Genomic DNA, 19,956 nt, shown 5'->3' on the forward strand with positions numbered 1-19,956 from the left:
TACTCCAAAAACAGTCCGACAACCAATTCGTGACACACGCCTCATCTCAAGGCGAACCTTTCGCCTTGGCTCCTAAGATAAAAACAAGTTCTGGAGACCAGCATGAACGCATCGCTTACGCCCAACGAAACCACGATCCAGAAGGTCAAGCTGCTGATCGACGGCGAGTGGGTCGAGTCGCAGACCACCGAGTGGCACGACATCGTCAACCCGGCGACCCAGCAGGTTCTGGCCAAGGTTCCGTTCGCCACCGCCGCTGAAGTCGACGCCGCCGTCAGCGCCGCACAGCGCGCCTTCCAGACCTGGAAACTGACCCCGATCGGCGCGCGCATGCGCATCATGCTCAAGCTGCAGGCGTTGATCCGTGAGCATTCCAAACGCATCGCCGTGGTGCTGAGCGCCGAGCAGGGCAAGACCATTGCCGATGCCGAAGGCGACATTTTCCGTGGCCTGGAAGTGGTCGAGCACGCCTGCTCCATCGGCAGCCTGCAAATGGGCGAGTTCGCCGAGAACGTGGCCGGCGGCGTCGACACCTACACCTTGCGCCAGCCGATCGGCGTTTGCGCCGGCATCACTCCGTTCAACTTCCCGGCAATGATTCCGCTGTGGATGTTCCCGATGGCCATCGCCTGCGGCAACACCTTCGTCCTCAAGCCATCCGAACAGGATCCGCTGTCGACCATGTTGCTGGTGGAACTGGCGATTGAAGCGGGCATTCCGGCCGGTGTTTTGAACGTCGTCCATGGTGGCAAGGACGTGGTCGATGGCCTTTGCACCCACAAGGACATCAAGGCGGTTTCGTTTGTCGGTTCGACCGCCGTCGGCACCCACGTTTATGACCTGGCCGGTAAGCATGGCAAGCGCGTGCAATCGATGATGGGCGCGAAGAACCACGCGGTGGTGCTGCCGGATGCCAATCGCGAGCAAGCGCTCAATGCGCTGGTCGGCGCCGGTTTCGGTGCGGCCGGTCAGCGTTGCATGGCCACCTCGGTGGTGGTGCTGGTGGGTGCGGCCAAAGAATGGTTGCCGGATCTGAAAGCGCTGGCGCAGAAACTCAAGGTCAACGCCGGCAACGAGCCGGGCACCGATGTCGGTCCGGTCATTTCGAAAAAGGCCAAGGCGCGGATTCTCGATCTGATCGAAAGCGGCATCAAGGAAGGCGCCAAACTCGAGCTGGACGGTCGCGACATCAGCGTGCCGGGCTACGAGAAAGGCAACTTTGTCGGCCCGACCCTGTTCTCCGGGGTGACCACCGACATGCAGATCTACACCCAGGAAATCTTCGGCCCGGTGCTGGTGGTGCTGGAAGTCGACACCCTCGATCAGGCCATCGCGCTGGTCAACGCCAACCCATTCGGCAACGGCACCGGCCTGTTCACCCAGAGCGGTGCGGCGGCGCGTAAGTTCCAGACTGAAATCGACGTTGGCCAGGTCGGCATCAACATCCCGATTCCGGTGCCGGTACCGTTCTTCAGCTTCACCGGTTCGCGCGGTTCGAAACTCGGCGACCTCGGCCCGTACGGCAAGCAAGTGGTGCAGTTCTACACCCAGACCAAAACGGTCACGGCGCGCTGGTTCGATGACGACAGCGTCAACGACGGCGTGAATACCACCATCAACCTGCGCTGAGGAATGGCCATGAAAATCGCATTTATCGGTCTGGGCAACATGGGCGCGCCGATGGCGCGCAACCTGATCAAGGCCGGGCATTCGCTGAATCTGGTGGACCTGAACAAAACCGTGCTGGCGGAACTCGAGCAACTGGGCGGCACTATCCGCGCTTCGGCTCGCGAGGCCGCTGAAGATGCAGAACTGGTGATCACCATGCTGCCGGCGGCGGTGCATGTGCGCAGCGTCTGGCTCGGTGAGGACGGTGTGCTGGCCGGGATCGGTAAAGGCGTGCCAGCAGTGGATTGCAGCACCATCGATCCGCAGACCGCACGCGATGTGGCAGCGGCGGCCGCCAAACAAGGCGTGGCCATGGCCGATGCACCGGTGTCCGGCGGTACTGGCGGCGCCACGGCCGGGACGCTGACCTTCATGGTCGGCGCCACTCCTGAACTGTTCGCCACCCTGCAACCGGTGCTGGCGCAGATGGGCCGCAACATCGTGCATTGCGGTGAGGTCGGCACCGGCCAGATCGCCAAGATCTGCAACAACCTGTTGCTCGCCATTTCGATGGTCGGCGTCAGCGAGGCGATGGCCCTGGGCGACGCGCTGGGGATCGACACCGGCGTGCTTGCCGGGATCATCAACAGCTCGACCGGGCGTTGCTGGAGTTCGGAAATGTACAACCCGTGGCCGGGGATCGTCGAAACGGCGCCGGCCTCGCGCGGTTACACCGGTGGCTTCGGCGCCGAGCTGATGCTCAAGGATCTGGGGCTGGCCACCGAAGCGGCGCGTCAGGCCCATCAGCCGGTGGTGCTGGGCGCGGTGGCGCAGCAGTTGTATCAGGCGATGAGTCAGCGCGGGGAAGGGGGTAAGGACTTCTCGGCGATCATCAACAGCTATCGCAAGCCGCAGTAATCGTCGTCAGGCCTGCGCTCGTCGCAGGTCTGCAATTCAGATGCAGTAGGTGTTGCCGGGAAATCACGTCGGGTGGTTTCCCGGCTTTTTTGTATCAGGCGAACACGAAATATTTGCGCACTGTCTCGACCACTTCCCAGGTGCCCTTCATGCCTGGCTCGACCACGAAGATGTCGCCAGCGCGCAGATGGATCGGCTCCATGCCGTCCGGGGTAATCACGCAGTAGCCTTCCTGGAAATGGCAGTACTCCCACTTCACGTAATCCACCCGCCACTTGCCCGGCGTGCAGATCCACGTGCCCATGATCTTGCTGCCGTCTTCGCTGGTGTAGGCGTTGAGGTTGACGGTGTGCGGGTCGCCCTCGAGTTTTTCCCATTTGCAGGCGTCGAGTACGGGCAGGGGATGGGTGTCGCGCAGAACGGTGATAGGTGCGGGCATGACGGCTCCAGGCCAAAGGGAGTTGGAGCCGTCACCGTAGCCTTCGCGGGTGCTGTTGGAATGTCTTGGGTCGACCTCCAGATGCCTGTAAGCGCTGAGGAGATCTGCGCATCTACCGAATTGCACCAACGCTGTGCATATAAGAAGGTTTTGGTACAAGCGTGCACCATAAAAGTTCAATCAATTTTTAGACTAAAACGAGATAACCATTCTGACACCTATTGCAAAACAAAATCGTCTGTACTATAACATTCGTACTAAAGAACTATTCCTCCAAAGGGAGCTTAACCTGAGTCACGGACAGACTTGAATCGGCTTTTTCTCATCTCGAAACTGACTTGGCTCTTGGCTCAAGTGTGAACTTCTACCTGTTGTTAATGAATAATGACAGTTGAATGAACCGGACAGTTAATAAGCGGCGCGGACGCAATGTCTCGCGTGCTTTGAGTAGAAGCCTTAAATAAACAGTTAATTATTATTTGTGCGCTGGCGGATTTATATCTGCGGGATACGCACGCCTATCGAATTTTTATGTGCCCGGCATCAATGGAATGAGGCTTTATTGTGGACGACATAAACGTAATTGAAGTTTCGACAATTGTTGATAGTGCGAGTGAACTTGGTCGGCACGTCTGGGTGCGTGTCGGCAGTCGCCTGACAAATGTGCAGATAAGCGATGACTGCTTCATCGGCTTCAGGTGCGATTTGCAGCACGCGTCCATCGGTAAATCCAGCATGTTCGCCACCGGTGCCCAATGCCTGGGGACGGCGCAGTCGCCGGTTCGGATTGCCGAAAACGTCTGGCTGGGCGCCAAGTCCACCGTGGCTGCCGGTGTCTCCATCGGTGCCGGGGCCGTGGTGGCGGCTGGCGCGTTGGTGACAGCGGATGTGCCGCCGGACGCAATCGTCGTCGGTCGTCCGGCGCGGGTCATTGCCCGGCGCACCGTGGTCGAGGACGGCCGACCGAGCCCGGAACCGGTGCTGGCCAAAGTCCGGGACCGGGCGCGCCAAGGCTTGCCGTCAATGCTCGATCGGTCCACGCAGTCGGTCGCGCGGCTCAAGTCGCTGAACCCCGACACCCAGACCTGGGACATCAGCGACGACGCCCTGATCGATGCCGAATTGCGCGGCGGGGCGTCGGTGGAAATCGCCCGGGACTGCATCCTGATCGGGCGCAGCAGCCGTCAGGGCGGTATGTCGCAACTGGGTGGCATCGAATTGGGCACCGGCGCGCGACTCGCGGCCGGTGTGGTTATCGAGGCGGCCGGCGGCGTATCCGTCGGTGCTTTCAGCGAGTTGTCCGAGGGGGTCACGATCGTTGCCTCCACCCATGATCATTCATTCCGCTCACTGCCTTGGGAGGAGGCACCGGTGCGCATTGGAAGTCGTTGCGTTATTGGCGAGGGCGCCATCTTGGTAGGTCCACTGAATATTGGTGACGGTGCCGTTATCAAGCCGTACTCGGTGGTTATAAGGGATGTATTGGAAAACACTGTGGTTCATGGCGTTGTTCAACTAATGGAGATTCAGGAATGATTTTATTTGCCCCCAATCCAACCGGTTCCGGTCACAACATGCGCGCGCTGTCCATCGCTCAGGCGATCAAGAAACAGCGTCCGGACATGCCATTGACCGTTGCACTGGCTTCCTTGCAGCCAACCTTCACGCCGATGTTCGAAAAGTCTGGCGTAGAAGTTGTGGATATTGCCGGTCGTTTGGTCGATTACTCGAAAAAGAGCAACTTGTCGAAAGAACTCGACTGGAATAATTTCATTGGCGGTTATATCGCCAATACCTTCTTGTCCGGCGAGCGGATTCTGTCTTACCTGGCCCTGATCGCCGAGTACAAACCGACCGCTCTGGTGTCGGACTACAACATGGCCGCCTGCCTGGCCGCGATTTTCAGCGGTACGCCGCTGGTGTTCGTCACCGAGCGCTACGACTTCACCCTGTGCCAGCTCGAAGACCATGATCTGGCCGACGGCGGTTTCGAAGTCAACGCGCTGGAAATGGCCCGGGCCCGCACCGCGCTGCACAGCCAGTTCAACTGGATGATCAATCAGAGCCAACTGGTGCTGACCGACAAACCGTACGTGGCTTCCCTCGATCAGGGCACGCCGGTGGCCGAAGCGCTGGTCAGCGGCAAGGCGCATTTTGTCGGCCCGATGATCCGCGACATCAATGTGCAGACCGGCTTGAACGTGCGCGAGCAACTGAACCTCGGCGACTCGCCGTTCATTGTGGCTTCGATCAGCGGCACCACGATGTTTGCCCAGAACAAGGATGCGCTGCTCGCTGCGTATCTGGACAGCTTCAAGATCCTGCGCGAGCGCAATCCGGAACTGAAACTGGTGTTACTCGGCCGTCAGGATATCCAGGCTCAGGACGGCGTCGTCTGCGTGCCGTACTACCCCGACTGGATGGGCCTGCTGCGCGAAGCCAGCCTGCTGATTTCGGCGCCGGGCTGGATCACCGTGACGGAAATCGCCGCACTCCAGATTCCGACGCTGTTCGTGCTGCCGTCCAAATCCGAGTACCACGAACTCGAAGCGCTGCGCCGTCTGGAGCTGCTGGGTTTCCCGACGCATCTGGGCCACGACCGCGATGCGATCGTCGAACTGATCCAGGGCGAACTGGAAAAAGACACCGACGCATCGACCTACTACGCGCCGCATCAGCAAGTGGCCGCGCCGGATGGCGAAGGTGCCGCCCGCGCCGCGACGCGCATCATTGAGTTGTGCCAGGGCAGCGTTGTGTCGCTGACTGAAAGCAAAGCCGCTTAACCTCAAGGAAGAGGGATTCACCATGTCACTGCATCCGCAGTTTCAATTTGATCAAGGCCTCAAGGACATCGGCCACGGCGGCTTTTTCGCCGTGACCGATGCCAGTGGCGAGGTTGCGATTTCCAGCGACAAGCAGTTGCAGGATCAGGTCGCGGCGACGCTCTACCAGGCCGAGCACGGCGACGATGTCGAACTGCGTTTTGCCCATGACGGGCTGATGCGTTTGCATGATGCTTCGAATGGCGGTTTCCATGAGCTCGCCGACCGCTACTGGACGCCGCACGGCTCCGGACGCTGCCGCACGCTGGCGCTGCAACTGGATGCGCTGGCGGCATTGATTGCCTATCAGCGCCGGGTGCCGCAGGACGCGGCGAACAATGCCGCGATCCACGGCCTGCTGGAAAAGGTCGGAGCGCTCTACGCCCGTTCCACGGTCGCCGGCCTGTACAGCAGCGACTGGTCGACTCCGCTGGAGCTCGCGACCTCGATCGATCTCGACATCAGCGCCACGGCCTTGCTGGCGCGTATCGACAATCAGCCGTTGGGTCTCGGCTTGGTCGGGCACTTGCAGATTCATGCAGAAAACCTGATCGGCCGGGTGGCCGGCAGCGACAGCCAATCCTGTGTCGATGTGGCGCTGACCCGTTGCGGTGTGCGGGCTCAGGTAAGCCTGGTGCTGGCGCAACTGGCTGATACGCGGGACGACAATGCGCTGTCGAATCTGGCCCGTTCGTTCCTGCTGCAAACCCTGGCGCTGTTCCGCGATCCGGCGTACGGCGGGTATTGGGATCGGGTCGGGATCAACGGCAAAGTGCGTTGCGACTGGCACACTTCGTACAAAAATCACGAGTCGCCATTTCCGATCAAGACTGCCTACGACGTGGCGTTGCTGTTGCAGGCGATTCAAGCCTTGCCGTCCGGCGCGAGCGAAGCCGACCGGGCTTCGGTGACGGCAGCGTTGCTGGAGTTTCACGACGCCCGCAATGGCGGGCTGTTCATGGGCAAGGGCTATTTCTGGTCGACCCCGGATGACCCGACCGTGCCGTTCATTCGCCAGTTCTGGGCGCCGCCGCGTCAGCCGGGGATTTTCAGTATCGGCAACCTGACGTACCTGCCGTTGCACCTGAAGAGTCTGAAAACCCAGCTCGCCGCGGCCCACGCCTTGCAGTCCATCGAACCGGCCGCTGCCGTCACTCATCATGACGATGCGGCGTTGGTAAACCGTGAGCTGCAAGTGATCGATGGCGGTGGTGATGTGCAGCGCATTCATCCGAATGGCGTGCCGACCATCAATGTCGATCTGCAGCGTTATCTGGCTTGGCTGGCCAAGGCTCGGGCATCGAATGAAACGCCTTACGGGCTGACTGCCGAAACCGCGCCACTGGGGTTCCGTGCCGACAAGACTTGGCAGGTGTTCTCCGGGTTGCACGTGATCTCGGACTTGCATGCGCTGGGTCTGCAAATCGAAAACAAGGCCAGCCTGATCGATTGCATCAGGGCCTCGCAAAACACCGACGGCGGATTTGCCGAGCAACCGGGGCATCTCAGCGATGTGTTCGCGACCTACTGCGCGGTGCTGTCGCTGCGAGTGCTGGGCGCGTTGCCGAACGATATCGGCGGTTGCGTGCGTTACCTGCAAGCGTGCCAAAACCCCGATGGCGGGTTCGGCGATGTGCCGGGTTTCGGCTCGGACATCTGGCACACCAACCTGGCGGTGCTGTCGCTGCATGCGCTTGAGGCGAAGGCGCTGGGCGAGCAGCGCGTGATGGCGTTTGCCTTGCGCTGCCGCTCGGCCGATGGCGGTTTCGCCAACAAGCCGGGTTATCCGCCGGACGCGTTTTCGGTGTACCGCGTGGTGTCGACGCTGTTCATTCTCAACCGCCGCATCGTCGATGCCGAGCAAACCGTCGCCTGGCTGCAAAAGCTGCAACTGACCAACGGCTCGTTCCATTACCGGCCGGGCAAAGCGGTCAGCCTGGTGGGTACTTACATGGCCATCGCGGCGATGTATCTGCTCGACGCGCAGCCGACGTATCTGCAGGAATCGAAAGACTGGATCGCTGCCCATCAGAAGCAGGACGGTGGTTTCGGCCCGCTCAACGCAACCTCGGCAACCACTGACGAAAGCTTCGTCTGCATCCAGACACTGCTGATTCTCGAACAAGGGCTGTCGCAATACTGGGTCGCGTTGTTGAACTGACCCGCACACTGCATCGAAGGACGTTAAGTCATCATTTTGCCAGGGGAGGCGCTGATGAAAATTTTAGTGACAGGGGGCGCGGGCTTCATTGGCTCGGCCGTGGTGCGGTTTCTGATTGAAGAGACCGAATGTGAAGTGATCAACGTCGACAAACTGACCTACGCCGGCAACCTTGAATCGCTGGCCGATGTGTCCGATTCGCCGCGTTACCGGTTCTGCCAGGTCGACATCTGCGACAAGCCGGCGCTGGACGAACTGTTCGCGCGCCTGCAACCGGATGCGGTGATGCACCTGGCCGCCGAGTCCCACGTGGACCGCTCGATCGATGGCCCGCAAGCCTTCATCGAAACCAACATCGTCGGCACCTACACGATGCTCGAAGCGGCGCGTGGTTACTGGAACCGACTGGACGCGGCGCGACAGGCGGCGTTCCGTTTCCATCACATTTCCACCGATGAAGTGTATGGCGACCTGGAACCCGAAGATCCGGCGTTCACCGAGCGCACGCCGTATGCGCCAAGTTCGCCGTACTCAGCGACCAAGGCCGGTTCCGATCATCTGGTCCGCGCCTGGCATCGCACCTTTGGCCTGCCGGTGGTGATGAGCAATTGCTCGAACAATTACGGGCCGTATCACTTCCCGGAAAAACTGATTCCTCACGTCATTCTCAATGCGCTGCAAGGCAAGCCGTTGCCGGTGTACGGCGATGGCGCGCAGATCCGCGACTGGCTGTTTGTCGAAGATCACGCTCGCGCACTGTATGCGGTGGTCACGCTCGGTGAGGTCGGGCAGACCTACAACATCGGTGGCCACAACGAGAAGACCAACCTGGAAGTGGTGCACACCCTGTGCGATTTGCTTGAGGCACGCGGTGCGGAAAAGCCGGCGGGCGTCGCGCACTTCCGCGACCTGATCACCTTCGTCAAGGATCGTCCGGGCCACGACAAACGCTATGCCGTCGATGCCGGGAAAATCCACGCAACGCTGGGCTGGACCCCGCAGGAAACCTTCGAAAGCGGCATGCAGAAAACCGTCGACTGGTATCTGGACAACCGCGCCAGGTGGGTGCGGGTGATGTCCGGTGCCTACGCGCTGGAGCGCCTCGGCGAGCAACGCGACGAAGCCCTCGTGGCTTGAACATTCAGTCATTCAAATCTCACTGCTTGAAAGGAAAAAAGCATGGCCAAGTACAAAGGAATTCTGCTGGCGGGCGGCGCCGGTTCGCGTCTGCACCCGATCACCCTGGGCGTCTCGAAACAGTCGCTGCCGGTGTATGACAAACCGATGATCTACTACCCACTGTCGGTGCTGATGCTGGCGGAAATCCGCGAGATCCTGATCATCTCCACCCCGGAAGATCTGCCGGGCTTCCAGCGCATGCTCGGCGACGGCAGCCAGTTGGGCCTGAGCCTGAGCTACGCGGTACAACCGAGCCCGGACGGTCTCGCTCAAGCATTCATCATCGGTCGCGAATTCGTCGGTGAAGACAACGTCTGCCTGGTGCTCGGCGACAACATTTTCTACGGCGCCGGCTTCGGCGAAACCCTGCTGCTAGCGGCGGCGCGTGATGAAGGCGCTACGGTGTTCGGTTACTACGTGGCCGATCCCGAGCGCTTTGGCGTGGTGGAATTCGATGCTGTCGGCAAGGCCCTGAGCATCTGCGAAAAACCGAGCGATCCGAAGTCCAACTATGCCGTCACCGGCCTGTATTTCTACGACAACGAAGTGCTGAAGATTGCCGCCGACATCAAGCCATCGCCGCGAGGTGAACTGGAGATTACCGATGTCAACAACGTCTATCTGCAACGCGGGAAATTGAACGTATCGGTGATGGGTCGTGGGATGGCCTGGCTGGATACCGGAACCCACGATGCGTTGATTGAGGCCGGCAATTTCGTGCAGGCCATCGAGAAACGCCAGGGCCTGAAAATCGCCTGCCTCGAAGAGATCGCCTACAACAAGGGCTGGATCGACGACGCGCAATTGCTGGTGCACGCGGGCAGCATGAGCAAGACCGGTTACGGTCAGTATCTGGCGCGTTTGATCCACGATGACGTGGTGGTGGCGATGGATGCGCAGCGCCCGTTGAAAGGCGCTGCCTGATCAAGTGTGGGAGTGAGCGTGCTCGCTCCCACAGGTTCAGTGGCCGGTCACGCTGTCGAGTTGTGCAGCTTTGGCCGTGGCGTGCGGATCGGCCGACAGGGTTTGCAACCGGGCCAGGCGATTGGCATGTGTCGGCGCTTCGGCCGCCAGCGGCGAGCGGCGTTTGCGGGTTTCTTCACGCAGCACCGGCAAGACTTCCTTGCCGAACATGTCGAGTTGTTCCAGCACGGTCTTCAGCGGAATGCCGCCATGGTCGAACAGGAACAGCTGGCGCTGATAGTCGCCGAAGTACTCGCGGAAGGTCAGGGTCTTGTCGATGATTTCCTGGGGGCTGCCAACCGCCAGCGGGGTCATCTCCATGAACTCTTCCAAGGATGGACCGTGGCCATACACCGGGGCGTTGTCGAAGTAGGGGCGGAATTCACGGCGTGCATCCTGCGAGTTGCGACGCATGAAAATATGCCCGCCGAGACCGACGATCGCCTGCTCCGGCGTGCCGTGACCGTAATGGGCAAACCGCGCGCGGTAGAACTCGACCAGCGCCATGAAATGCTCACGGGGCCAGAGGATGTGGCTGGCGAAAAAACCGTCGCCGTAATACGCGGCCTGCTCGGCGATTTCCGGGGTGCGGATCGAGCCGTGCCAGACGAAGGGCGGCAGGTCATCGAGGGGCCTCGGGATCGAGGTGAAGTTTTTCAGCGGAGTGCGAAAGCGTCCACTCCAGTTGAGGTCTTCTTCGCGCCAGAGCCGGTGCAGCAGGCGATAGTTTTCCATCGCCAGTGGCAGACCGTCGGCGATGCTCTTGCCGAACCAGGGATAGACCGGCGCGGTGTTGCCCCGGCCGAGCATCAGGTCCATACGGCCGCCGCAGAGGTTTTGCAGCAGCGAATATTCTTCGGCCAGACGCACCGGATCGTTGGTGCTGATCAGGGTGGTAGACGTCGAGAGAATGATGCGTTGGGTCTTGGCTGCGATGTAGGCCAGCAGCGTGGTGGGAGAGGAGGTGATGAACGGGGGATTGTGGTGCTCGCCGGTGGCGAACACGTCCAGCCCGATGTCTTCGGCCTTCTGCGCAATTTGCAGGGTGGCCTGGATGCGCTCGGATTCGCTGGGGGTACGGGCGTTGGTAGGGTCTTGTGTGACGTCGCCAACGGTGTAGATCCCGAATTGCATAAAGCCTCCTTGCCTTGGGTAAAGGTGTGTTTGAAACCCTTGCCGCGAAGAATGAATCGTCGCGGCACTTGAAATGTACGCCTGTACACGTACAATCGCAAACACGGGTCATTGCACAAACGGACTTGAAGACCTCATCGAGAGAGGAACGCGACATGGAACTGGGATTTATCGGTCTGGGCACGATGGGCGCACCGATGGTGCTGAACCTGCTGAAAGCCGGGCATCGGGTCCGCGTGTGGAATCGTTCGTCGGCACCGCTGGAAGCACTGGCCAAGGCCGGCGCCGAACCTGTCGAGACACCGGCGCTGGCGGCGAAGGCCGAGGTGCTGATTTCCATGCTCGGCGATGACACGGCAATCCGCTCGGTGTTCTTCGACGCCAAGGCGCTGGACGGTCTGCAGGCCGGCAGCGTGCACGTCAACATGTCCACGGTGTCCGTGGCGCTGGCCAGAGAACTGGCGACCGTGCATGAAACACGCGGCGTCGGTTACGTGTCGGCACCGGTGCTGGGGCGGGTCGATGTGGCGGCTGCCGGCAATCTGAATATTCTCGCCTCCGGGCCCGCCGAAGCACTGGCCCGGGTGCAGCCGCTGTTCGATGTGCTGGGGCGCAAGACCTGGACGCTCGGCGACACGGCTGAAGTGGCCTGCGCCGCCAAACTGTCGGCCAATCTGATGATCGCCTCGGCAATCGAATCCATGGCCGAAGCCTCGACCCTGGCCGGCGGCTACGGTATCAGTCGCGAGGCGTTCATCGAGATGATCACCTCGGCCCTGTTCGCCATGCCGGTCTATCAGGGCTACGGCAAGCTGATGGTCGATGAGAAATTCGAGCCGGCCGGTTTCAAATTGTCGCTGGGTCTCAAGGATGTACGCCTGGCGCTGGAGGCCGGTGAAGCGGCCCAGGTGCCCCTGCCGTTTGCCAGCGTGTTGAGGGACAACCTGCTGGACGGCATGGCCCATGGTCAGGCCGATCAGGACTGGGCCTCACTGTCGAAAGTCAGTGACCGGCGTGCCGGCGTGAAGTAATCAAAAGATTCAAGCAACGTAACTTGTTCGCAAGTTACGTGGCCTCTTGCGCCTCGCGTTATTGTCGGACAGTAATTGCTCTTTTATTTGGGAAATGAAAGAAGTCTGATAATAGTGCTTGTCAAATGTACGACTGTAGACGTACATTTTTATCGGGGTTTAACAACAATAAAAAGTTCTGTCTGTTTTTTCGTCTGCTGATCGTAAATAAATAATAGCTAGGAGCCGTTATGAAAAATCTAATGCAATGGAACAGCCTTCCCTCCGAATCCAATGAATGGCTCGAGAAGGTGCGTGCACTGAATCCGCTGATTATTCAGCACCGCGATTACAGCGAGCAGACCAACGCGACGCACAAGGATGTGATGTCCCGATTCTTCAAGGACGGTTTTGGCCGTACCTCGGTGTCCAAGGCGTTCGGCGGATCCCAGGTCGATATCCAGACCACCTCGGCCCTGCTGCTGGAATTCGCCCGGTTTGACGCTTCGCTGTCCTGGCAGCTGGCGGTGCAAGTGGCGATGGGGCGCCTGTCGGATTACCTGCCGGAAGCCACTTCCGAAGCGATCTACAACCACTGCGACGGTTTCGTGATCGGCGCCATCCACTCCGGTGGCGAAGCGCTGCCGATGGGCGACGAGTACCTGCTGAGCGGCAAATGGGCGTTCGCCAGCGGCTCGGCCCACGCCGACTGGCTGGTCTGCACCGCCACCGTCAAAGGCACCGAAAACAACACTAATCCGGAAGTGCGGATGTTCTTCGTGCCCGCCAGCCAGTGCACCATCCTGCCGACCTGGGACACTCTGGGCATGCGCGGCACCGGCAGCCATCACTTCCAGTGCTCCAACGTGATCGTCCACAAGTCTTTCTCGCTGGATGTCGAAACCCTCAAGCAATCCCCCGAAGCGCGCAATTCCCGGGCCTATGCCACCGGTTACTACGAGTTCGGCACCCTGGCGGCGATGTCCACCGTACTGGGCGTGGCCCGAGCGGCGGTCGATCATTTCCGCAATGACCGCGCCGTGAACACCGACCCGGGCCTGGAAGGGGTGATCTTCGAGAAGACCGGTCGCGCCATCTCCTCGGTGCATACCGCACAACTGCTGCTGGAAGATGCGATCCATCAGGTGATCAACCGGGGTGAAACCATCGGCGAACCGGTCAGCGCCCGTGTCGGCCTGGCAGCCTCGGTGCTGACCGAGAACTCGGTCAATGCGGTCAACCAGATCTACTCGATGGCCGGTTCCAAAGCCGTCTACAAGTCGCACTTCCTGGAGCGTTGCTTCCGCGATATTCACACCGGTTCGAAGCACTTCACGTTGTCGCCTTTGAACTTGCATGGTATCGGCAAGTATTACCTGGATAAAACCAACGTACTGGCCGCGGCGTAACAGCGGATAAATAAAGCGGGCGCGTTTACAAGTGAAAGTTCACAGGGATCGATAACGCGCCCGCTTTTAGTTGCACCTTTATTTTCTTAAAACTCAAACTTTTGTGCTCGCAGCAAAGAGTCAAGGGAGTGCCACATGCTTGCTCGAAACATTATCAAGTCGCTGATCTTTATTATTCTTGTGGTGGTGTTGTCCGCTGCACTGGGCTGGCGTTTCTGGTCGCCGCCACCGGCGGCTGCCGAGCAACGGATCCCCAGCACCCGGGTCGGTCTGGCCGTGGTCAAGAAACAACCCTACACCTACTACCTCGAAGCCATCGGCAAACTCGAAGCCCAGCGTCAGGTGCTGGTGTCGGCTGAAGTCAGCGGCAAAGTGGTGGACATCGATTTCGAGTCCGGCGATGAAGTGAAGGCGGGGCAAGTGCTGCTCAAGCTCAACGATGCGCCGGAGCAAGGCGAACTGGTTCGCCTGAAAGGCGAGTACGAATCGGCCAAGGCCCAGTTCGCCCGGGTCCAGGAACTGGCCAAGACCGGCGCCGAAAGCCGTCGCGCCTTCGACAGTGCCCGCGCTCAATACGACGCGGCCAAAGGCGACATGGAGCGCATGCAGGCGCAGATCGCTCAACGGCATATCCGTGCGCCGTTCGCCGGCACCCTCGGCATTCGCCAGGCGCACCTGGGCCAATACCTGCAGGCCGGCAGCGCGGTGGCAACCCTGACCGATCCGGGCGTGCTGCGCGTCAACTTCACCCTCGCCGAGCGCGATGGCTCGCAAGTGCAACTGGGCCAGACCGTGCAGGCCAAGGTCGATGCGTGGGGTGATGTGACCTTCTCCGGCAAGATCGTCGCGGTCGATCCGCAGATCAACCAGTCCCACACCATCAACGTTCAAGCGGTCATCACCGACACGCACAAACGCCTGCGTCCCGGCATGTACGCACGGGTCTCGGTGACCCTGCCGCAGACCGCCGAGCTGCTGATTCCGGAAACCGCGATCACCTACAACGCCTACGGCGAAAGCGTGTTCTCGGTCTACACCGACGAGTCCGGCGTGCAGAAGGTCAAGCGCGAAAGCATCAAGGTCGGCGAGCGCCGCGATGGCTGGGCGGTGGTCGACAAGGGCCTGACCGAAGGCGTGCAAGTGGTGACGTCCGGCCAGCTCAAGCTCCACGACGGCGTGGCGGTGGAAGGCGTGCCGGACACGATTGCTCTTAAACTCAGTGGGCTGGAAAAATGAATTTCACCGACCTCTTTCTTCGCCGCCCGGTGCTGGCCGTGGTGGTCAGCACGCTGATCCTGCTGTTCGGGGTGCGCGCGCTGATGAACCTGCCGATCCGCCAGTACCCGATGCTGGAGACGTCGACCATCACGGTCACGACCCAGTACCCCGGCGCCTCTTCGGAGCTGATGCAAGGCTTCGTCACGCAGCCGATCAGCCAGGCCGTGGCCTCGGTCGAGGGCATCGACTATCTGTCGTCGACCTCGACCCAGGGCCGCAGCCAGGTGACGATCCGCATGGCACTGAACAGTGATTCCATCGCGGCGCTGACCGAGGTCATGGCCAAGGTCAACCAGATCAAATACCGCTTGCCGAAGGATGCGTACGATCCGGTGGTGGAACGCACTTCCGGCGGCTTCACCAGCGTGGCCTACGTCGCGTTTGCCAGTTCCAACCTGACCATTCCGGAGATGTCGGATTACATCTCCCGCGTCGTCGAACCGATGTTCGCCGGCATCGAAGGGGTGGCCAAGATCAACATCATGGGCGAGCAGAAACTGTCCATGCGCCTGTGGCTCGACCCGCAGCGTCTGGCCGGCTACGGCATGACCGGGCAGGACGTTTCGGCGGCCATCGAGGGCAACAACTTCCAGGCGGCTCCCGGTCAGGTCAAAGGCCTGTACGTGGTCAGCAACCTGCGGGTCAACACCGACCTGAACAGCGTCGAAGATTTCCGCGACATGGTGCTGCGCAACGACAACGGCCACATTATCCGTGTGCGTGACGTTGGCACTGTGGAACTCAACGCCGCCTCCACCGACACCAGCGGCGCGATGAGCGACGTACCGGCGCTGTTCCTCGGTCTGGACGCCGCACCGACCGGCAACCCGTTGGTGATCGTCAAACGTGTGCGTGAATTGCTGCCGCAGATCCAGGAAACCCTGCCACCGGGCGTGACCGTGCAGATCCCGTTCGAAGTGGCGCACTTCATTCAGTCGTCGATCGACGAGGTGAGCTACACCCTGCTCGAAGCGCTGGTGATCGTGGTGCTGGTGATCTACCTGTGCCTCGGTACGTTCCGCACCGTGCTGATTCCGCTGGTGACGATTCCGCTGTCGATGCTCGGCGCGGCGATGCTGATGCAGATGTTCGGCTTCAGCCTCAACCTGCTGACCCTGCTCGCCATGGTGCTCGCCATCGGGCTGGTGGTGGACGACGCCATCGTCGTGGTGGAAAACGTCCACCGTCACATCGAAGAGGGCAAGACCCCGTTCGACGCGGCACTGATCGGCGCCCGTGAAGTGGCCGGGCCGGTGGTGGCGATGACCTTCACCCTGGCGGCGGTGTACGCGCCGATCGGTCTGATGGGCGGCCTCACCGGCACGCTGTTCAAGGAGTTCGCGCTGACCCTGGCCGGCGCCGTGGTGATTTCCGGCATCGTCGCCCTGACCCTGTCGCCGATCATGAGTACCCGCTTGCTGGACGCGAAAACCAGCGAAGGTTTCATGGCGGTGAAGGCAGATCGGTTCTTCCAGTACCTGTCCCGTCGTTATGGCGCACTGCTCGGCGGTTCGCTGGCGCGGCGCTGGATCAGCCTGAGCGTGGCGCTGGTGATCTTCTTCAGCCTGCCGTTCCTCTATCGCTCGGCGCAGACCGAACTGGCGCCGCTGGAAGACCAGAACATCCTGCTGACCGCGATCAAGGCACCACAGCACGCCAACCTGAACTACCTCGAAGCCTACGCACACGAGCTGTACAAGACCTTCAACGAAATCCCCGAGGGTTACAGCAACTGGGTGGCGAACGGTTCCGACGGTCTGTCCAACAGCGTCGGCGGGATCAACCTGGTGGACTGGGAAAAACGCGGCCGCGATGCCAACACCATCCAGCCTGACTTGCAGGCTCGGGTGAACCAGATCGAAGGCACGAGCATTTTCGTGTTCCAGATGCCGCCGTTGCCGGGCTCTACCGGTGGTCTGCCGGTGCAGATGGTGATCCGCAGCGATCAGGAATACCTGGCGCTGTACAACGTGATGGATCAGCTCAAACAGGCTGCGCAAGCCAGCGGTCTGTTCGCGGTGGTCGACAGTGATCTGGACTTCAACAACCCGGTGGTGGAAATCCAGGTCGACCGGGCCAAGGCGAACGCCCTGGGCATCCGCATGCAGGACATCGGCGAAACGCTCAACAGCCTGATCGGCGAGAAGTACGTCAACCGGTTCTCGTTTCACGGCCGTTCCTATGACGTGATCCCGCAGTCTGTGTCGGCGGATCGCCTGACCCCGGAAACCCTGAAGCTGTATTACGTGAAGGATCAGAAGGGCAATCCGGTGCCGCTGTCGACGCTGGCCACCCTTAGCGTGAAGGTCGAGCCGAATCGCCTGACCCAGTTCAACCAACAGAACTCCGCCACGTTCCAGGCCATTCCGGCGCCGGGCGTGACCCTGGGCGATGCGGTGGGCTTCCTGCAAAAACAATCGGAAGGTTTCCCGGCCGGCTTCAGTTTCGACTGGCAGTCCGATGCCCGCCAATACGTGCAGGAAGGCAACAGCCTGGCGTTCACCTTCGGCCTGGCCCTGGTGATCATCTATCTGGTGCTGAGCGTGCAATACGAGAGCTTCCGCGACCCGTTCATCATTCTGATCAGCGTGCCGCTGTCGATCTGCGGGGCCCTAGTGCCGCTGGCGCTGGGCATGACGTCGATGAACATCTACACCCAGATCGGCCTGATCACGCTGATCGGTCTGATCAGTAAGCACGGGATCCTGATGGTCGCGTTCGCCAACGAGTTGCAGCGCCAGCAAGGCATGGACCGCGTGCAGGCGATCCAGCACGCCGCGCAGGTGCGTCTGCGGCCGATCCTGATGACCACCGCTGCCATGGTGGTCGGCCTTGCGCCGCTGTTGTTCGCCAGCGGGGCCGGCGCCAACAGCCGCTTCGGCCTGGGGCTGGTGATTGTGGTGGGGATGCTGATCGGCACCTTGTTCACCCTGTTCATTCTGCCGTCGGTGTACACGCTGCTCAGTTCGATCAAGCAACCGAGCCACGCACCCGAAGCCGAACCGGCCGGTGTGCCGCAACCCATCCTGTGAGGACGTGACATGCATTCGATTACACGTTTGATGCTGGCGCCGCTGGCGGCGTCCATCCTGTTGGCGGCCGGTTGTGTGAACTACGCCGGGATCGATCATCAGGGCAAGTTGCTGGCGGTCGGCGATGCGCCGTCCGACAGCCTGAAAGACAAGTTGCCGCCGGCCCAATGGCCGCGTGCGGACTGGTGGACATCGCTGGGCGATCCACGTCTGGGTGCTCTTATCGAAGAGGCTTACGCCAGCAACCCGGACTTGCAGGAAGTCGCTGCCCGGGTCGCGAAAGCCAACGCATTTCTCGACCTGCGCGACGCCGAGCGTTATCCGGAAATGGACGCGTCGGCGGGTGTCACTCGCGGTCGGCTGTCGCGCTTTGAGGACTACAGCGGCGAGGGCCACAAGTATTTCACCGCACGCAATCTGGCGGTCAATTTCGGCTACACCTTCGACCTCTGGGGTGGCCAGCGTGCCGCGTGGGAGTCGGCGCTCAACAGCGCAAGGGCGGCGGAAGTCGACCTGCAATCGTCGCGGCTGATTCTCGCGACCAATGTGGTCAAGGCTTACAACCAGTTGGCGTATGCGTGGCAGGTGTCGGAGCTCAACCAGCGCGATCTCGAACGCTTGAGCAAACTGGTTGACCTGACGGATTCACGTTACGGCTCGGGCCTCGACAACCTGTCGCAACTCAAGCAGGTGCAGAGCCTCAAGGCGCGTTCGGAATCGACCCTGATCGGCGCCAACGAAGACATTGAAATTGCTCGTCTCCAGTTGTCGGCGCTGATCGGCAAAGGCGTTGATCGTGCGCACACGCTCGAGCGCCCATCGAATCTGCAAGCCAGTGTGGTGGCCTTGCCGGCGCAGTTGCCAGCCCAGTTGTTGGGCCGTCGTCCGGACATCGTCGCCGCACGTTGGCGCGTGGAGGCCGAGACTAAAAACGTCGAGGCGGTGAAGACCACGTTCTACCCGAACATCAATCTGGTGGCGGCGGCGGGTTCTCATGCACTGACGGGAGATGCGCTGTTCGCCGGGGTCAGCAAGTTCTGGAATGTGGCGCCGACGGTGTCGCTGCCGATCTTCGATGCCGGGCGCCTGCGCTCGGATCTCAAGGCTGGCAATGCCGAACTCGACAGCTCCATCGCGCAGTACAACCGGGTGTTGAATTCGGCGCTGCATGAGGTGGCGATTTCGGTCACGCAGCTGCGTTCTTTCGAGCAGCAGATCGTCGTGCAGCGCGATGCCTGTTCGATTGCCCAGTCGTCTTACGATCTGTCGCAGTCGCGCTACAAGGCCGGGGAGGACACGTTCCTCGATGCGCTTAACATCGAGCAACAATTGATTCAGGACGAAATGCGCCTGGCCTTCCTCAACAGCAAGCACATCGACAGCTCGGTTTCGTTGATGGCGGCGCTGGGCGGCGGGTTCCAGACGCCGGCGCTGGAGACAGCGCAGAGCAGCGATTTGTAGTTGTTTTGCGGGACGCCGCCTTCGGGGCGGCTGTCGCGGGGAAAAAGCATCTTGTGTATAGTCTTACTGTTCTCGTATAGACGAATACAAGCCGGATTTTTCCCGCCTATATCATCAAGGGTACCTACCTATGAACGTCCCGAATCATCCCAATCAGGATCAGATCCTTCTGGAAAATGTGCTGAACGCATTGGGAAGCCCGCTACGCCTGACCGTGTTGAAAGTGTTGTCCGATGGCCAGGAACATCCATGCGGCCGGATCCTCAAGGGCGCATCGAAGTCGACCATGACCCACCACTGGCGGGTTCTGCGTGACAGCGGTCTGATTTGGCAGCGCCCTTACGGTCGGGAAAACCTGCTGTCCTTGCGTCGTGAAGACATGGACGTGCGTTTTCCGGGATTGCTCGACTCGCTGCTGGCGGCGGTCAAGACCGATGAACAGACCATCAGCGTCATCAGCAAACACGAAGTGACCGAAGAAGTCGGAGCCGAGTGACAGACACCGCCGGTGAAGGGTTGGCCTTCCACGGCAACCAACAATT

General features: G+C 60.7%; 15 protein-coding genes. 13 read left to right on the top strand and 2 right to left on the bottom strand.

Going from position 1 to position 19,956, the window contains the following annotated elements:
- Positions 1-102: 102 nt before the first annotated feature.
- Together ABFB52_RS04630 and mmsB are read left to right on the top strand one after the other, a co-directional pair.
- Positions 103-1,629: a CoA-acylating methylmalonate-semialdehyde dehydrogenase gene (locus tag ABFB52_RS04630; protein ID WP_129972425.1), complete on the top strand. Its 1,527-nt coding sequence runs from the start codon at positions 103-105 to the stop codon at positions 1,627-1,629.
- Positions 1,630-1,638: 9 nt separating this feature from the next.
- Positions 1,639-2,526, top strand: coding sequence for a 3-hydroxyisobutyrate dehydrogenase (mmsB, locus tag ABFB52_RS04635; RefSeq protein WP_085713193.1), 888 nt, complete (start codon positions 1,639-1,641; stop codon positions 2,524-2,526).
- A gap of 94 nt (positions 2,527-2,620) precedes the next feature.
- On the opposite strand, the gene ABFB52_RS04640 is transcribed toward mmsB, so the two are convergent.
- Entirely contained in the window at positions 2,621-2,965 is a 345-nt protein-coding gene (locus ABFB52_RS04640) for a cupin domain-containing protein (RefSeq protein WP_007953863.1), read from the bottom strand.
- Positions 2,966-3,628: 663 nt separating this feature from the next.
- Here ABFB52_RS04640 and ABFB52_RS04645 point away from each other — a divergent pair.
- From ABFB52_RS04645 to rfbA, 5 genes are read left to right on the top strand one after another with little or no spacing between them, the layout of a single operon-like run.
- Positions 3,629-4,501: a DapH/DapD/GlmU-related protein gene (locus ABFB52_RS04645; RefSeq protein ID WP_346836118.1), complete on the top strand. Its 873-nt coding sequence runs from the start codon at positions 3,629-3,631 to the stop codon at positions 4,499-4,501.
- On the top strand, positions 4,498-5,748 hold the full coding sequence (locus ABFB52_RS04650) for a hypothetical protein (protein WP_129972423.1): 1,251 nt from the start codon (positions 4,498-4,500) through the stop codon (positions 5,746-5,748). Before ABFB52_RS04645 ends, ABFB52_RS04650 begins: the two co-directional genes overlap by 4 nt.
- Positions 5,749-5,770: 22 nt before the next feature.
- On the top strand, positions 5,771-7,948 hold the full coding sequence (locus ABFB52_RS04655) for a prenyltransferase/squalene oxidase repeat-containing protein (protein WP_129972422.1): 2,178 nt from the start codon (positions 5,771-5,773) through the stop codon (positions 7,946-7,948).
- Between the two features lie 54 nt (positions 7,949-8,002).
- Positions 8,003-9,085 (top strand): dTDP-glucose 4,6-dehydratase, encoded by a 1,083-nt coding sequence (gene rfbB / locus ABFB52_RS04660; RefSeq protein ID WP_129972421.1) that lies wholly within the window; start codon positions 8,003-8,005, stop codon positions 9,083-9,085.
- 42 nt (positions 9,086-9,127) lie between these two features.
- The gene (gene rfbA / locus ABFB52_RS04665) at positions 9,128-10,051 is read left to right on the top strand and encodes a glucose-1-phosphate thymidylyltransferase RfbA (protein WP_129972420.1); all 924 of its coding nucleotides are present in this window, start codon (positions 9,128-9,130) and stop codon (positions 10,049-10,051) included.
- Between the two features lie 36 nt (positions 10,052-10,087).
- Here rfbA and ABFB52_RS04670 read toward each other — a convergent pair whose 3' ends face one another.
- On the bottom strand, positions 10,088-11,224 hold the full coding sequence (locus ABFB52_RS04670) for an LLM class flavin-dependent oxidoreductase (RefSeq protein ID WP_085746841.1): 1,137 nt from the start codon (positions 11,222-11,224) through the stop codon (positions 10,088-10,090).
- A gap of 26 nt (positions 11,225-11,250) precedes the next feature.
- On the opposite strand from ABFB52_RS04670, the gene ABFB52_RS04675 reads away from it, so the two are divergent.
- The 6 genes from ABFB52_RS04675 to ABFB52_RS04700 all read left to right on the top strand — a co-directional run bounded on the left by ABFB52_RS04675 (position 11,251) and on the right by ABFB52_RS04700 (position 19,910).
- Complete coding sequence (locus ABFB52_RS04675) at positions 11,251-12,255, top strand: NAD(P)-dependent oxidoreductase (protein WP_256656667.1); 1,005 nt, start codon at positions 11,251-11,253, stop codon at positions 12,253-12,255.
- Between the two features lie 230 nt (positions 12,256-12,485).
- Positions 12,486-13,643: an oxidoreductase gene (locus ABFB52_RS04680; protein WP_129972418.1), complete on the top strand. Its 1,158-nt coding sequence runs from the start codon at positions 12,486-12,488 to the stop codon at positions 13,641-13,643.
- 135 nt (positions 13,644-13,778) lie between these two features.
- A complete protein-coding gene (locus tag ABFB52_RS04685) occupies positions 13,779-14,879 on the top strand; it encodes an efflux RND transporter periplasmic adaptor subunit (protein ID WP_129972417.1) in 1,101 nt (366 codons plus the stop codon).
- Positions 14,876-17,953, top strand: a complete 3,078-nt coding sequence (locus ABFB52_RS04690; RefSeq protein WP_085746844.1) for a MexW/MexI family multidrug efflux RND transporter permease subunit — start codon at positions 14,876-14,878, stop codon at positions 17,951-17,953. The genes ABFB52_RS04685 and ABFB52_RS04690 overlap by 4 nt, the downstream gene beginning before the upstream one ends.
- 9 nt (positions 17,954-17,962) lie before the next feature.
- Positions 17,963-19,414, top strand: coding sequence for an efflux transporter outer membrane subunit (locus ABFB52_RS04695; protein ID WP_129972416.1), 1,452 nt, complete (start codon positions 17,963-17,965; stop codon positions 19,412-19,414).
- Positions 19,415-19,544: 130 nt separating this feature from the next.
- Positions 19,545-19,910 (top strand): helix-turn-helix domain-containing protein, encoded by a 366-nt coding sequence (locus ABFB52_RS04700; RefSeq protein WP_129972415.1) that lies wholly within the window; start codon positions 19,545-19,547, stop codon positions 19,908-19,910.
- The last annotated feature ends 46 nt before the right edge of the window (positions 19,911-19,956 follow it).

The organism is Pseudomonas sp. 9.2(2024) (assembly GCF_039695385.1).
GTDB lineage: Bacteria > Pseudomonadota > Gammaproteobacteria > Pseudomonadales > Pseudomonadaceae > Aquipseudomonas > Aquipseudomonas paraglycinae.

Excerpts from the sequence above, each read along its gene's own strand:
- ABFB52_RS04640 (WP_007953863.1), bottom strand. The coding sequence starts at position 2,965 with ATGCCCGCACCTATCACCGTTCTGCGCGACACCCATCCCCTGCCCGTA.
- ABFB52_RS04650 (WP_129972423.1), top strand. The coding sequence starts at position 4,498 with ATGATTTTATTTGCCCCCAATCCAACCGGTTCCGGTCACAACATGCGC.
- ABFB52_RS04655 (WP_129972422.1), top strand. The coding sequence starts at position 5,771 with ATGTCACTGCATCCGCAGTTTCAATTTGATCAAGGCCTCAAGGACATC.
- mmsB (WP_085713193.1), top strand. The coding sequence starts at position 1,639 with ATGAAAATCGCATTTATCGGTCTGGGCAACATGGGCGCGCCGATGGCG.
- ABFB52_RS04685 (WP_129972417.1), top strand. The coding sequence starts at position 13,779 with ATGCTTGCTCGAAACATTATCAAGTCGCTGATCTTTATTATTCTTGTG.
- ABFB52_RS04630 (WP_129972425.1), top strand. The coding sequence starts at position 103 with ATGAACGCATCGCTTACGCCCAACGAAACCACGATCCAGAAGGTCAAG.
- rfbB (WP_129972421.1), top strand. The coding sequence starts at position 8,003 with ATGAAAATTTTAGTGACAGGGGGCGCGGGCTTCATTGGCTCGGCCGTG.
- ABFB52_RS04670 (WP_085746841.1), bottom strand. The coding sequence starts at position 11,224 with ATGCAATTCGGGATCTACACCGTTGGCGACGTCACACAAGACCCTACC.
- ABFB52_RS04690 (WP_085746844.1), top strand. The coding sequence starts at position 14,876 with ATGAATTTCACCGACCTCTTTCTTCGCCGCCCGGTGCTGGCCGTGGTG.
- rfbA (WP_129972420.1), top strand. The coding sequence starts at position 9,128 with ATGGCCAAGTACAAAGGAATTCTGCTGGCGGGCGGCGCCGGTTCGCGT.
- ABFB52_RS04695 (WP_129972416.1), top strand. The coding sequence starts at position 17,963 with ATGCATTCGATTACACGTTTGATGCTGGCGCCGCTGGCGGCGTCCATC.
- ABFB52_RS04680 (WP_129972418.1), top strand. The coding sequence starts at position 12,486 with ATGAAAAATCTAATGCAATGGAACAGCCTTCCCTCCGAATCCAATGAA.
- ABFB52_RS04700 (WP_129972415.1), top strand. The coding sequence starts at position 19,545 with ATGAACGTCCCGAATCATCCCAATCAGGATCAGATCCTTCTGGAAAAT.